The organism is Paenibacillus sp. LS-5 (assembly GCF_056121505.1).
The window spans coordinates 34832-48245 of record NZ_JBWAVA010000027.1; the positions used below are offsets into that span (position 1 = coordinate 34832).

12 protein-coding genes and 1 tRNA gene are annotated in these 13414 nt (G+C 47.7%); 4 read left to right on the forward strand and 9 right to left on the reverse strand.

Annotated features, from left to right (window positions below; translation table 11 throughout):
• Nucleotides 1-12: 12 nt before the first annotated feature.
• The 4 genes from gnd (at nucleotide 13) to gntK (ending at nucleotide 4875) form a co-directional block, all read left to right on the forward strand.
• Nucleotides 13-915 carry a phosphogluconate dehydrogenase (NAD(+)-dependent, decarboxylating) gene (gnd, locus tag AC0MA3_RS25200; protein WP_474658197.1) on the forward strand — a complete coding sequence of 301 codons (903 nt, stop codon included), beginning with the start codon at nucleotides 13-15 and terminating at the stop codon, nucleotides 913-915.
• Nucleotides 916-1050: 135 nt separating this feature from the next.
• A complete protein-coding gene (locus AC0MA3_RS25205; protein ID WP_379163381.1) occupies nucleotides 1051-1722 on the forward strand; it encodes a GntR family transcriptional regulator in 672 nt (223 codons plus the stop codon).
• A gap of 127 nt (nucleotides 1723-1849) precedes the next feature.
• On the forward strand, nucleotides 1850-3211 hold the full coding sequence (locus AC0MA3_RS25210; protein WP_474658198.1) for a GntT/GntP/DsdX family permease: 1362 nt from the start codon (nucleotides 1850-1852) through the stop codon (nucleotides 3209-3211).
• A gap of 134 nt (nucleotides 3212-3345) precedes the next feature.
• A complete protein-coding gene (gene gntK / locus AC0MA3_RS25215) occupies nucleotides 3346-4875 on the forward strand; it encodes a gluconokinase (RefSeq protein ID WP_379163541.1) in 1530 nt (509 codons plus the stop codon).
• Between the two features lie 100 nt (nucleotides 4876-4975).
• On the opposite strand, the gene AC0MA3_RS25220 is transcribed toward gntK, so the two are convergent.
• From AC0MA3_RS25220 to AC0MA3_RS25260, 9 genes are all read right to left on the reverse strand, one after another.
• Nucleotides 4976-6127, reverse strand: coding sequence for an acyltransferase (locus AC0MA3_RS25220; protein ID WP_474658199.1), 1152 nt, complete (start codon nucleotides 6125-6127; stop codon nucleotides 4976-4978).
• A 115-nt stretch (nucleotides 6128-6242) separates the two neighbouring features.
• A complete protein-coding gene (locus AC0MA3_RS25225; RefSeq protein ID WP_379163372.1) occupies nucleotides 6243-6761 on the reverse strand; it encodes an acyltransferase in 519 nt (172 codons plus the stop codon).
• Nucleotides 6758-7411, reverse strand: coding sequence for a pyrophosphatase PpaX (gene ppaX / locus AC0MA3_RS25230; protein ID WP_474658200.1), 654 nt, complete (start codon nucleotides 7409-7411; stop codon nucleotides 6758-6760). Before ppaX ends, AC0MA3_RS25225 begins: the two co-directional genes overlap by 4 nt.
• Nucleotides 7412-7420: 9 nt before the next feature.
• Complete coding sequence (lgt, locus tag AC0MA3_RS25235) at nucleotides 7421-8452, reverse strand: prolipoprotein diacylglyceryl transferase (RefSeq protein WP_379163366.1); 1032 nt, start codon at nucleotides 8450-8452, stop codon at nucleotides 7421-7423.
• A gap of 12 nt (nucleotides 8453-8464) precedes the next feature.
• Entirely contained in the window at nucleotides 8465-9403 is a 939-nt protein-coding gene (gene hprK / locus AC0MA3_RS25240; protein ID WP_379163363.1) for an HPr(Ser) kinase/phosphatase, read from the reverse strand.
• A gap of 334 nt (nucleotides 9404-9737) precedes the next feature.
• The gene (locus tag AC0MA3_RS25245; RefSeq protein ID WP_379163360.1) at nucleotides 9738-10859 is read right to left on the reverse strand and encodes an ABC transporter ATP-binding protein; all 1122 of its coding nucleotides are present in this window, start codon (nucleotides 10857-10859) and stop codon (nucleotides 9738-9740) included.
• A gap of 109 nt (nucleotides 10860-10968) precedes the next feature.
• Nucleotides 10969-12063, reverse strand: coding sequence for a PucR family transcriptional regulator (locus AC0MA3_RS25250; RefSeq protein ID WP_474658201.1), 1095 nt, complete (start codon nucleotides 12061-12063; stop codon nucleotides 10969-10971).
• 99 nt (nucleotides 12064-12162) lie between these two features.
• A complete protein-coding gene (locus tag AC0MA3_RS25255; protein WP_474658202.1) occupies nucleotides 12163-13113 on the reverse strand; it encodes an NAD(P)/FAD-dependent oxidoreductase in 951 nt (316 codons plus the stop codon).
• A 144-nt stretch (nucleotides 13114-13257) separates the two neighbouring features.
• Nucleotides 13258-13330 (reverse strand) — tRNA-Lys (locus tag AC0MA3_RS25260).
• Nucleotides 13331-13414: the final 84 nt, after the last annotated feature.

The window sequence follows — 13414 nt, forward strand, 5'->3', positions numbered from 1 at the left end:
GAGTGGACAACAATGAAAGTGGGTATGATTGGATTAGGCAAGATGGGTTTTAACCTGGCGTTGAACCTGCTGAACCATGGGCATGACCTTGTGGTAAGCGATATCAACCCGCAAATGGGACTTGAATTAGCCGAACGAGGTGCGCTTGCCGCTGAATCCCTGGAGGAAGTAGTAGCGAACCTTGAGCATCCGCGAATGGTCTGGGTCATGGTCCCTGCCGGAGAGATTGTAAGTGGAGTGATTGATACTCTGGCCGGGTTGCTGGAGGCGGGGGATATTATTATCGACGGCGGTAATTCCCATTATAAGGAGTCTATTGCGCGTTCAGAGAAGCTTAGAGAACAAGGCATCTATTTGTTTGATGCGGGCACATCCGGCGGAACAGAAGGGGCTGAGCATGGAGCCTGCTTTATGGTTGGCGGTGATCCCGAGGTATTCCCGGCTATTGAGCCCCTGTTCCGTGATCTCGCGGTTGAACGCGGTTACCTATATGCAGGGGAAAGCGGCAGCGGTCATTTTCTCAAAATGATTCATAATGGCATTGAGTATGGAATGATGCAGTCCATTGCCGAGGGCTTTGAGCTGCTGGAGAAAAGTAATTTTGACTTCAACTATGAACAGGTCGCCCAGCTGTGGTCGAATGGCTCCGTAATCCGCGGTTGGCTCATGGAACTTGCGCAGAGCGCTTTTGCCAAAGATCCGAAGCTCTCTGGGATACGCGGAGTGATGCAAAGCTCAGGTGAAGGGAAATGGACGGTACAAACCGCTCTTGACCTTGAAGCCAGTACACCGGTTATTGCCCTCTCACTTCTGATGCGTTACCGTTCCCTCGAGGAAGATACTTTCCACGGTAAGGTGGTCGCCGCGCTCCGCAATGAATTTGGCGGTCATGCTGTTGTGCGGGAGGATCAATAGAATCAATTTGCAACATCATCTCCGTGCTGGAAGGTAAGCATGTTAAACTGATGGAACCGTGAAGACATTGTATGCTAAAATTAATGAAATCCCAGGTTTTAGCTTACAACTAATCACATAGAGGAGTCGTTTTTCATGCATTATCCTGTTACTTGGCTGCAAGGAGCCTCTCTCGGAGAATCCATTGCCTGTGAACTCAGGCTTCAGATTATTAATGAAAAAATAAAGCCAGGCGAGGTGCTCTCCGAGAACCGGATTGCTGCAGATTTTGGCACCAGCCGTTCTCCTGTTCGGGAAGCGCTTAAATCATTGTCGGGCGAAGGCTTAATTCGTCTGCAAAGAATGGGAGCCGTTGTTGTGGGCCTGAATATCCGGGACGTTGAAGAGTTGTATGATGTACGGTACCTTATCGAGAGCTTTGCCCAGCAAAGACTTGCCGTTAATATACAGGATACGCTGATACAACAGCTTGAACAGGCCATCGACAAAATGAAGCTGGCTGTTAAACACAATGATTATGTTGAGTTTGCACTTCAGGACTTTTCCTTTCACGAGGCTATCGTTACAGAAGCCCATCATACCCGGATTCTTCATTTGTGGAACAGCATCCGCTATATCGTGATGACTGTCATTCTGATTACTACCGAAAAGGGCTTTGCCCTTGGAGAAGAACGGATGAACTGGGTAGCAGATAAACACCGGACGGTTATAGAGGGGCTTCGTTCTGGAGATCCCGGAACCATTCATAAGGTAGTCCAGGAGTATTTCGCCGACTCTGGAGAAACGCTTATCCGCAGCCTACCGTAGGGCATCCTTTTTTCAGCAAAGGCCTGCCTTTGTTTCGATCATCTTGTCGACAAGTATACTGATGAATCATTTTTATTGAAAGCGCTCAATATAGACTTGAAGCCAACAAAGGGAGGTCCCGTTAACTATGGAAAATTTATTCGGACTCAGTCATAATGCGACACTGCTCGTCTGGACGTTGCTTGTCATTGTTTTTCTGGTTATGCTTATCGCCAGATATAAATGGAACCCTTTCGTCACACTCCTTATTTCTGCCTTAACCCTTGGCCTGCTCGCAGGGATGGAGTATCCGGCTTTGATCAAGTCCATAACCGGAGGTCTTGGCGGAACACTGGGCACGATAGCGATCGTCATCGGCCTTGGTACGATGCTGGGGAAAATGATGGCCGAATCCGGAGGCGCGGAGCGAATTGCAAATACGCTGGTAGACCGGTTCGGAGAAAAGAGAGTTCATTGGGCTATGATGCTGGTTGGGTTTGTTGTAGGGATTCCCGTATTTTTTGAAGTTGGCTTAATCCTGCTTATTCCAGTAGTCTTTATGGTAGCACGCAAAACAAAAATGCCTCTCCTGCAAATTGGAATCCCGATTCTAGCCGGCTTATCGACGGTCCATGGGCTGGTTCCGCCACATCCGGCGCCTATGATTGCTATTGGGGCCTACGGTGCAAATTTGGGTAAAACGATTTTATATTCAGTTATTGTAGGTCTGCCTACGGCAATTATTGCGGGACCGTTATTCGGTAAATTTATAGGCAAACGGATAAGTGTAGAGCCTCCCCGGGAGCTGGCTGAGCAATTTGCTGCAAAAAGCGTCCGGGAACTCCCGGGATTCGGGATTACCCTATTAACCATTCTGCTGCCTGTTATATTGATGCTAATGGGGTCTGTAGCTGATATTATAGATCCTGAGGCCACTAATGCTTTTACACCCTTTGCGAAATTTATTGGGCATGAGATCATTGCCCTGCTCATTGCAGCCGTCTTTTCCTTCTTCTCACTGGGTTTTGCACGCGGCTTCAAGAAAGATGAAATCTCACGCTTCACAAGTGAATGTCTGGCACCCACAGCTTCCATTATTCTGATCATTGGAGGCGGCGGAGCATTCAAGCAAGTCTTAATCGACAGCGGCGTAGGCGGGGCCATTGCCGCGCTGGCTACGCAAACCCATGTGAATATTATTTTGTTCGCGTGGCTAATTGCTGCCTTGATCCGTGTGGCAACCGGTTCAGCCACTGTAGCCATGACAACAGCCGCCGGAATTGTCGCGCCAGTACTTGCCGTAACGCCTGGCGTAAACATCGAACTTGCAGTGCTTGCTACGGGTGCCGGCTCTCTGGTGCTCTCCCATGTGAATGATGCCGGCTTCTGGATGATCAAGGAATTCTTCGGCATGTCTGTAGTGCAGACCTTGAAATCATGGACGGTGATGGAGACCATTCTGTCAGTGGTCGGTTTAACTTTCATCATGATTCTGAGCATCTTTGTCTAAGGCTCTAAAGATATCTTATAATTCTTACATCTCCAGAATATCCGAAAAGCGGGACGGGGCGGCTGAAACTTTCAGTCCGGCCCGATTTCCGCATTTCCACTAGAAAGAAGGTCTGACGATTGAGCATATCCTACATGATTGGCGTCGATATTGGAACTACTAGCACCAAAGCTGTTCTCTTTGAGGAAAATGGGAAAATTGCCGCACAAGCTAGTCTCGGCTATCCGCTCCACACGCCTTCGCCTTCAGTAGCAGAGCAGGATCCCGAGCAAATATTACATGCCGTAATCCATACAGTCCAGACGGTCATGAAAGACAGCGCCATCCCCCCGGAGTCTGTCCTGTTTCTTTCGTTCAGCTCCGCCATGCACAGTGTGATTGCTGTTGACAGTACCGGTAGTCCCTTAACCGCCTGTATCACCTGGGCGGATAACCGCAGCGCTGCTTATGCCACTCGTCTGCGGGACGAACTGGACGGACATGAACTGTATCTGCGCACCGGAACACCCATTCATCCCATGTCTCCGATCACCAAACTGATGTGGCTGGGAGAGGAGCAGCCGGAGCTATTCCGCCAGACGTACAAATTCATCTCCATTAAGGAATACATCTTCGCCAAGCTTTTCGGTGAATATGTCATTGACCATTCTATCGCCTCCTCCACAGGCATGTTCAATTTAGAACAGCTGGAATGGGATGAGGAGGCGCTGCGTATTGCCGGTATTACTACAAAGCAGCTCTCCAAGCCTGTACCCACTACTCAGGTTATGCAGGGTCTGCTGCCAGGTTGGGCCGAGAAGCTCGGTGTGTTGCCTTCCACACCCTTTATAGTTGGAGCCAGTGACGGTGTCCTCTCCAATCTCGGAGTTGGTGCCATTAAACCTGGGGTCGTTGCAGCCACGATTGGAACCAGCGGGGCCATCCGCACGGTTGTCGACCGGCCGCTTACCGATCCTAAGGGTCGGATCTTCTGTTACGCCCTGACTGAGAAGCACTGGGTCATTGGCGGACCGGTGAACAACGGAGGAATGCTTTTCCGCTGGGTTCGTGATGAATTCGCCGCCTCCGAGGTGGAGACAGCGAAACGTCTCGGCATTGACCCCTATGAGGTGTTGACACGCATAGCGGAGCAGGTGCCACCGGGCAGTAATGGCCTGCTATTCCACCCTTATCTTACCGGAGAACGTGCACCGCTATGGAATCCGGATGCCCGGGGTTCCTTTTTTGGCCTAACAATGAATCACCATAAAGAGCACATGATCCGTTCTGTTCTGGAAGGTATCATTTTCAACATGTATACTGTACTGCTGGCTATGGAGGAGCAGATCGGACAACCGGTCAAGATTCATGCCACTGGAGGTTTCGCCCGCTCATCTCTATGGCGGCAGATGATGGCTGATATTTTTGATCAGGAGGTTATCATTCCCGAAAGCTTCGAAAGCTCCTGTCTTGGTGCGGTCGTGCTTGGCCTTTACGCCACAGGACGCATTGACTCCTTTGATGTTGTTTTCCAAATGATCGGCTCTACCCACCGCCATCATCCAGTTCCGGAGCATGCCAAAGTCTATAAACAACTGCTGCCTATTTTTATTTCGGTATTCCGCAGCCTGGAAGGCCAGTATCAGGCCATCGCCGATTTTCAGCGGGAGCAAGCCGGAGAATAATACCTTTCTTCGCCATTTTCTTCATATACCAAATAAAGCGTCGACAAATCGCAGGAAGCGAACGTCGGCGCTTTATTTTAGAGTATTGAAATAATGGCTGCTATATGGATACATTTTTCTGCGGCATCTTCGGTCCAGAACCGAATACAATCCAGGCAGGCTTCACATAGCGGAAGACGAGAGCAACCAAGAGCCACGAACCCAGCAAGGCTACAAGCCACCCCCCGGCAATGGCCGCCATATACGCAAGCGAACCTCCGTGAAACGGAATTTTTCTGTATAGGAACAGTAGTGCCGGATGAAGCAGATAGATCCCAAAGGAACAGGCACCGATAGAGATCAGCATACGGCTCAGCAGACGGCGGCCTGTCCCATATAGCAGGAACGACAGCTGCAGAAGCACAATACAGGACAGCAGGGCATGCAGATTGGAGAAACCTTCATACCATAGACTGTTAATTACTGTTTTTTTCGTATAGTTATTGAACCACAGCTCTACATGAATCACTCCTGCGGCAGCCCATAGTAACCAGAGCGCAACCCACCCCGGACCTTTACCGGAACGCCATCCCTCACGCGAGAGGACCAGCCATTTTTTAAGTGGGCCATAGTAGACGGCAATCGCTGCCCCCAGCAGGAAATAGGAGAAGTAAGTAATGGCCAAACTCCCCTTGGACAGATGCCAGTACCCGTGATTAGTCATATATTTGTTAAGCAGCACGAATCCCCATTGCAACAGCAGCCCCAATACCGGAGCCCAGGCAGCGAGACGCCGGACCTTTTGCAGGCACCACAACATCAGCGGGAACAGCACATAGAACTGGATAATAATAATGATGTAGTACAGATGCGTATAAGCCGTCCCCGTCAGCAGATACTTGCCCAGTTTACGGGCCATTTCATCTGCAGGCATCCCCCAGGTATGACCGGCAGTCATTTTTAGAATAAAGTACATAAGTGAAAAGACAATATAGGGCAATATAATATATATTAGCCTGCGGCTATAAAATTTCCCCAGCGTTTTCCCGCTTAGCGGGCGGTCAATATAATTGTAGAACAACACAAATCCGCTCAGAAAAATAAATGAAGGTACCGCGAATTGGCTGAACTTGTTAATGAATAAAAACGGATGGAACATCGAGGTATCCAAAGTCTCTGCAAGTGTGCGTGAAGTGGCATGTATTGCGATCACCGCAAATATCGCAACTGCCCGAAATATATCCAGCTGCGGGATTCTTTCCTTTTGTCCCATTTTATTTCCTCCTGTGAACTTGCACCCCAGGTGCCTTATCTAATTTTCACAACAAAACCCCGCAGTTCCTGCGTAAGTGCACGCAACCTGATACTGCAGGGCCATATTTTTTCCATTAATTATCCTCGAGTACTTCTGCGGTATTCATCTCAGCCGACGACCGCAGCACCCGCAAAGGATTACCTCCAACAAACGAACCCGCTGCAACATCCTTATGCACTACCGAACCTGCCGCTACAACCGCTCCATCCCCGATAGTTACACCAGGCAGAATTGTAGTATTGGCGCCGATCAACACATTTTCACCAATAATAACTTCGCCCAAGCGGTACTCCTTGATCAGGTATTCATGTGCAAGAATGGTTGTGTTGTAGCCGATCACGGAATTCTCACCCACTGTAATCTTCTCCGGGAAAAACACATCAACCATAGCCATCAATCCAAACGCTGTGTGCTTGCCAACCTTCATACCCAGAACACTGCGGTATATCCAGTTCTTAAGCGGTAGGTACGGACAATAACGGGCAATCTGTATAAAAATAAAATTGCGTACACCCTTCCAGGGGTTAACCGTGCGATAAATGTACCAAAGGGAGTTATGCCCTTCCACGGGGTAGCGGGTTACTCTTCTCACCGTTTCATCGACCCCTGATCCACAATATCAAAGATATCCTTCATATCATGAATGATGTAGTCAGGTCCATATTTCCGTAATGTCTCTTCACCTTTGAGCGACCAGGCTACTCCAGCTGCAATAACACCTGCTGCCTTGGCTGATTGAATATCAACCACACTGTCACCAACCATCAGTGTTTTTTGCGGGTCAACTCCCAGATTGCTGACAGCCATTAGAACCGGCTCCGGGTGTGGTTTGGGCTGAACTACATCGCTTACGGTAACAATCGTCTCCATATACTTCAGCAGATCGAACATCTCCAGCGCCTTGATCGTGGTTGGACGGATCTTGGTCGTTACAATACCCAGTTTGATGCCGCGCCGTGACAATTCTTCCATCGTTTCATTCACACGGGGAAAAGAACCAATCAGCTCGTCATGGTGGGCATTGTTATAGGCTCGGTAGGCAAGCTCCAGCACACTGGTATCATCGAGACCAGAAAAAACTCTCATCTGCTGCTGAAGCGTGGTTCCCATATGGGGAATAATCTGCTCCCGGGTTAAGGGGGGAAGATTATTCTCTCTGAGTGCATGCATGAATGAGTTGATAATCAGTTCGTTTGTATTTACAATGGTTCCGTCCAGATCAAATAGTACACATTCTATCATTAGTTTCTACTACTCCTCCGATACTTTATCCGGTGTCTTGTCCGGTTCCGGCTGTCTAGCCGGTGGAGCACTATGCGGCGTGTGTACCGCACTTTCCGGAACTATCGTATCTGCGGCAGTGGCCTTAGTACTGACAATAGGATCAGAGTAATGATCCTTGGGTTTACCCGTTACCCGTCGGACAATGATTATAATTATAGCCGCTAGTATGGTCAGCAGTGCCAGCAGCTGCGAGCTGCGGATGTTCCCATAAGCTGGATCGAGATATCCTTGTTCAAAACCAAACCACTTCATTGGTGCCCACAATCCATTCAGGAAAGATGCAAGCCCGCTACTTCCTTGAAACCCCAAACTGTCTGTACGAAGCGCCTCGATGAAGAAGCGACCGATCGAATACCAAATGAAATACGTCAGAAAAATTTCACCTGCACGTACGAACTTTTGCCGGCGGAGCACCAGCAGGAGTAGGATACCCACCAGACTCCAGAGGGATTCATACAAGAAAGTCGGGTGATGAAAAGCATCTCCTATGTACATCTGGTTCACAATGAAATCAGGAAGATGCAGCTTATTGCGAAGGAAGGACTCTTCCACAACGCCACCATACGCTTCCTGGTTCACGAAATTGCCCCAGCGTCCGATCATCTGACCTGCGAGCAGTCCGGGTGCGCAAATATCAATAATCCGCCAGAAGGGGTACCCTTTATAGCGGAAATAAATGATGCCGCAAATAATCGCACCGATTAGAGCACCATAAATAGCGATCCCGCCATTCCAGATTTTGAAGACATCTGCAAAGTTGTCCTTATAATCCTCCCATTTGAACGCTACATAATAAATACGGGCACCAATGATGGCCGAAGGCAATCCAAGAAGCAGCATATCCATGAAGAATTCCTGTGAAATGTTGAAGCGTTTACCTTCCTGGATCGCCAGAAGTAATCCAACCAACGCACCTACACCAAGTATTAATCCATACCAGTGAACCGGCAGAGAACCGATGGAGAAGACAATCGGATCAATCGCTAATGTAAAAAACATACTCTCACACTCCTAGTCCAAATCATCCATGTCTTCCGATATGGTTGCAGTAAGCTTATTCGTAAATTGCAGAGCCGCATTAAAGCCCATCTGCTTCAAACGATAGTTCATTGCTGCCACCTCTATAATAACCGCAAGGTTACGTCCAGGACGCACTGGAATTGTTACAAGGGGTACATCCGTATCAATAATTCTGGTCGTTTCTTCGTCCAGCCCAAGCCGGTCATACTGCTTGTCCTGCTGCCAGGCTTCTAACCGTATCACAAGTGTAATCCGTTTATGGTTACGAATAGCTCCCGCACCAAACAGTGTCATCACATTGATGATCCCAACACCGCGGATTTCCAACAGATGGCGGATAAGCTCTGGTGCCGTACCATGAAGCTGATTATCCGAGGTCTGGCGGATTTCTACCGCATCATCGGCAATCAAACGGTGTCCGCGTTTTACGAGCTCAAGAGCTGTCTCACTTTTACCGATACCACTGCTGCCGGTAATTAGCATGCCCACACCATACACATCACACAGAACACCATGGATCGTGGCAGTAGGAGCCAGTCTTCCTTCCAAAAAGCTAGTCAGTCTGCTGGAAAATATGGTTGTCGCCATCGAACTGCGCAGCACCGGCAGTCCCTTTTCATTGCTTATGTCGATAAGCTCTTGAGGCACATCAAGCGCTCTCGTAATCACAATACACGGTGTATTATCATTACAGATCCCGCGAATCCGGCTCTTACGCTCTTCATCCGGTAGCATGGAGAAAAAAGCCAGCTCGGTCTTTCCCAGAAGCTGAACACGTTCCTCCGGATAATATTCAAAATAACCGGCCATTTCAAGTCCCGGACGATTCAAATCATCCACGGTAATAGGTCTTTTCAGACCCTCATGTCCGGAAACTACCTCTAACTGAAAATGCTGCACCAATTCAGATACTTTTACCTTCTTAGCCATGTGTGTCCGTCCTTTCGTCACCAGCGGTGTGATCCGCTCGTCCCGCATTTGGTTAATCCTAATTCCTATTCCAGCCGCAGGTAATTCTCCTGCTATCTTAATGGATAACGTCTATGAATGCAATCTTAACAGCCGCTGTTTCGCCCGCATGAGCGCTAATAAAAATCCGACTTTTATAAATAGCAGTATGTAAATATAAACAGCCCCACTCGGTGGGGCACAGGCTTCGGTCCAAATTCAAGGTCTATAGAGAAAAATCCATTCATAAAATCGGACATATTTATTAAAAAAGCCGCCTTCTCAGGCGGCTTAGTTCAAGCAGGTCTTACTATTATTATCCGAGCAAAATGTTAAGTTCGGATTCTTTATCGAAGAGGTGAATTTTGTTCATATCAATGGCCAATTTTGGCTTGCTGCCTTCACGAGTAGTGGAGCGTCCATCTACACGTGCAATTACAGTGTTAGCGCCAAGACCGCTCAAGTAGAGGAGCATTTCATGACCAAGGTTTTCAGTAACATCAACCATCGAAGTGAAGATTGTGTTCGGTGAAGCTTCCAGGAATACTGGCTCTTCATGAATATCTTCTGGACGAACGCCCATTATTACTTCTTTGCCGATGTAGCCTTTGTTGCGAAGCAGAGTAGCTTTGCCGCCTGGAACTTCAACATCAAGGTTCTCAGCACGGAAGCGTACAGCGCCACCAACATCAGACAATGTACCGTTGATAAAGTTCATTGTAGGGGAACCAATGAATCCGGCTACGAACAGGTTCGTAGGCTCGTTATACAGTTCTTCAGGAGAAGCAGCCTGTTGGATAATACCATCGTACATAACTACGATACGATCACCCATTGTCATAGCTTCTGTCTGGTCATGGGTTACATAGATACAAGTGGTTTCAAGACGTTTAACCAGCTTAGTGATTTCCGCACGCATTTGACCACGAAGTTTAGCATCCAAGTTGGAGAGAGGCTCATCCATCAAGAAGACTTGCGGATCACGTACGATAGCGCGTCCCAGTGCGACACGTTGGCGTTGACCACCGGACAATGCTTTTGGTTTGCGATCCAGCAAATGTTCGATATCGAGAATTTTCGCAGCTTCGCGAACTTTCTTGTCGATTTCTTCTTTTTTCACTTTACGCAGTTTCAAACCAAATGCCATGTTTTGATACACGCTCATGTGCGGGTACAAGGCGTAAGATTGGAATACCATCGCGATATCACGGTCTTTTGGAGCTACGTCATTAACTACACGATCACCAATGTACATTTTACCTTCGGAAATTTCTTCCAGACCGGCAATCATACGCAAAGTTGTGGATTTACCGCAACCGGAAGGTCCAACCAGTACCAAGAATTCCTTATCTTTAATATCAAGATTGATATCGATTACTGTCGCTTTATCGGAACCCGGGTATTTTTTGAAAATATGCTCTAAACGAACGCCTGCCATTGTATTTCCCCCTCGAGTTTATTATTTGGATAAAAAATAAATCGCTTTCTTGTATATTTATCTTACCCCAGACATGCCGCGCTGGCTATTTGTAACGTTCACAAAAAACCTATTTTCTTTTCGTCACTTTATACAATAACATAGCTAACTTCACAATAGCGGCATCTCCAAAGCTCCGGACATCGGCTCCGGTCTCCTGTTTAATCTTATCCAGCCTGTAGAGCAGCGTATTCCGGTGGATATACAGCTTTTTAGCCGTTTCACTGACATTGCAGTCCATCTCAAAGAAAGTCTCCAGCGTCAGCAGCATCTCCCTATCAGCCAGCACAGAGGTATAATCACCGATCTGTCCAAGCAGCTGACGGCGGCGCTCATCCGGAATACTATTTACCAGCCGTTCCATATGAAGCTCCCAGGGAAGATGAATATAGTCTCCAACCTGAAAAACACGGCCCAAAATAATCGTTTCCCTCAGCAAAGCTACTGACCCAGTCAATCCCTTCACAGGAATAATGGCTGGTGCTACTGCCAGGTGGAAAACTCCCACCCACTCGCTGGCAATCAGTTCATGCAGTCCCATACAAGTCTGAGCCAGCAGATCCTCAGCACTCTCTTCTTCATCTTCTTTATCATCCCCGCCGGTGAGCAGTTCCTTACGGGCTAATATTAACCATTCTTTCTCCTGAAGTGGAATGAGCAAAATTTCATTCTCAAAATAACTTCGCAGTAGCTTCATCAGTGAGCGGTAGGTCACTTGCGGGTTATGAACATTTTCGCTGACTAGCAGGAATGGGATCATCTCCCCCACCAGCCGTCCCTTTAAAGTCATCTCATCAGGGATTTCCGCATCATTCTTTTCCTGCTCTAACTGAGTATTTAACCAGACGCTGAGCTGGCGGGCTTCCAGTTCGCCTTCTTCCTTGAGTCCTGTAGCCTTTAGGGCTATAGCAAAATTCCGAGCAGCATAATTGACCAATTGTACTTCTAAAGGAGTCAGGCCCTCCAGCTCCAGCCAAATTGCCGTTATTCTTCCTTCATTCTCGTACAATGGCACCCATAAATGTCCCTCGTGAAACACTGGCTGTTCCTGTTCATCTGTGCCTATGCCAAAAAGGGAAGCCGAATGCTGCCTCCCAAGCTGTTTGATTCCGGTTTTCTTTCCGGTGAGTTGCTCCAACCTTTGACGCAAAATCTCACTATCCATCGTCACCATACTCCACCACTTTTGCTCTTTTCGCCTATTTTATCACATTTGTGGACAATATGCGCCTCAGCAAAAACGGTGTAGTGATCAGCAAAAATATCATTTGGCGTGGATGTGCCGCTTTTTCGCTGGTGGCAAAGTGACAGGGTTTAACTTTCGTAATTCCTTATGCATCCAGATACCTGCGATTGCCCCTTCTCCCATGGCTACTGTAGCCTGCTCAGCATGTACCGCCACATCCCCTGCCACCCATACATGCTCCACATCTGTCATCAAGGAGCGTCTATTCGCCTCAATATGCTTATTTTTATGAAGGGAAATTCCTAAGTTCCCCGCAAGCTCAGAATGTACCGGATTATGACCAAAGGCAATAAATCCACGTTCTGCCGGAATTGTTATTCCATTTGTCAACGTTACACCTTGTATCCTCCCATCATCCACCGTTTCCACTCTCACCACAGGCTGTTCTATATATACAATATCTTCATCAATTATCCGATCCATATTCTCTTTAGATACCGGAAACATCTCATGGTTGACATACGTTAGATCTCCAGTACGTTCGCGTAAAATAAAAGCCATCTGAGCTCCTGCATCCCCCGAGCCTATCAACACTGTCTGCCGATCCTGAATCTCATAACCGTCACAATCCGGGCAGACATAAACGGTTTTACCAAGTGTAGGGATCAATCCGGGCAGTTCAGGAAAACGGTCCATAACCCCTGTTGCCAATAGCAGCAGTTTACATTGGTAGGTCTGGCCATGCTCTCCTTGCAATAAAAAATAACCATCCGGCTTCTCAGCTTTTACAATTTTATCTGTTTTGAATTCTACCCCTGTACTTTCTGCCTGTTTCCGCCCTCTGGCCCGTATTTCCTCTCCTGATATCCCATCTGGCCACCCCAAAATATTGTGATAGCTTCTGCAAAATTTGGACCTTCCATCTCCGGCATCTACCACAAGCACACGGTGAGCAGAGTAACGGCCTAATTGAATGGCTGCCTGAAGACCCGCAAACCCGCCTCCTACAATAATAGCATCATATATCATGGATATTCCCTCATTTCTGCTTACGTATATAACCATATACTTAAACGGAGACAGAAAACTTAAACTCCCCTCAGTACATTATCATCAAAAATTCTGAAAACACAAAAAAGCCACCACCTAAAGGTGATGACTTTCAGATTGGAATGAGCCATGAAGGACTCGAACCTTCGACACCCTGATTAAAAGTCAGGTGCTCTACCAACTGAGCTAATGGCTCATAAAACTGGTGGAGGCTGATGGATTCGAACCACCGAACACGTACGTGAGCAGATTTACAGTCTGATGCGTTTGGCCACTTCGC

Excerpts from the sequence above, each read along its gene's own strand:
- gnd (WP_474658197.1), top strand. The coding sequence starts at position 13 with ATGAAAGTGGGTATGATTGGATTAGGCAAGATGGGTTTTAACCTGGCG.
- AC0MA3_RS25205 (WP_379163381.1), top strand. The coding sequence starts at position 1,051 with ATGCATTATCCTGTTACTTGGCTGCAAGGAGCCTCTCTCGGAGAATCC.
- AC0MA3_RS25210 (WP_474658198.1), top strand. The coding sequence starts at position 1,850 with ATGGAAAATTTATTCGGACTCAGTCATAATGCGACACTGCTCGTCTGG.
- gntK (WP_379163541.1), top strand. The coding sequence starts at position 3,346 with ATGATTGGCGTCGATATTGGAACTACTAGCACCAAAGCTGTTCTCTTT.
- AC0MA3_RS25220 (WP_474658199.1), bottom strand. The coding sequence starts at position 6,127 with ATGGGACAAAAGGAAAGAATCCCGCAGCTGGATATATTTCGGGCAGTT.
- ppaX (WP_474658200.1), bottom strand. The coding sequence starts at position 7,411 with ATGATAGAATGTGTACTATTTGATCTGGACGGAACCATTGTAAATACA.
- lgt (WP_379163366.1), bottom strand. The coding sequence starts at position 8,452 with ATGTTTTTTACATTAGCGATTGATCCGATTGTCTTCTCCATCGGTTCT.
- hprK (WP_379163363.1), bottom strand. The coding sequence starts at position 9,403 with ATGGCTAAGAAGGTAAAAGTATCTGAATTGGTGCAGCATTTTCAGTTA.
- AC0MA3_RS25245 (WP_379163360.1), bottom strand. The coding sequence starts at position 10,859 with ATGGCAGGCGTTCGTTTAGAGCATATTTTCAAAAAATACCCGGGTTCC.
- AC0MA3_RS25250 (WP_474658201.1), bottom strand. The coding sequence starts at position 12,063 with ATGGATAGTGAGATTTTGCGTCAAAGGTTGGAGCAACTCACCGGAAAG.
- AC0MA3_RS25255 (WP_474658202.1), bottom strand. The coding sequence starts at position 13,113 with ATGATATATGATGCTATTATTGTAGGAGGCGGGTTTGCGGGTCTTCAG.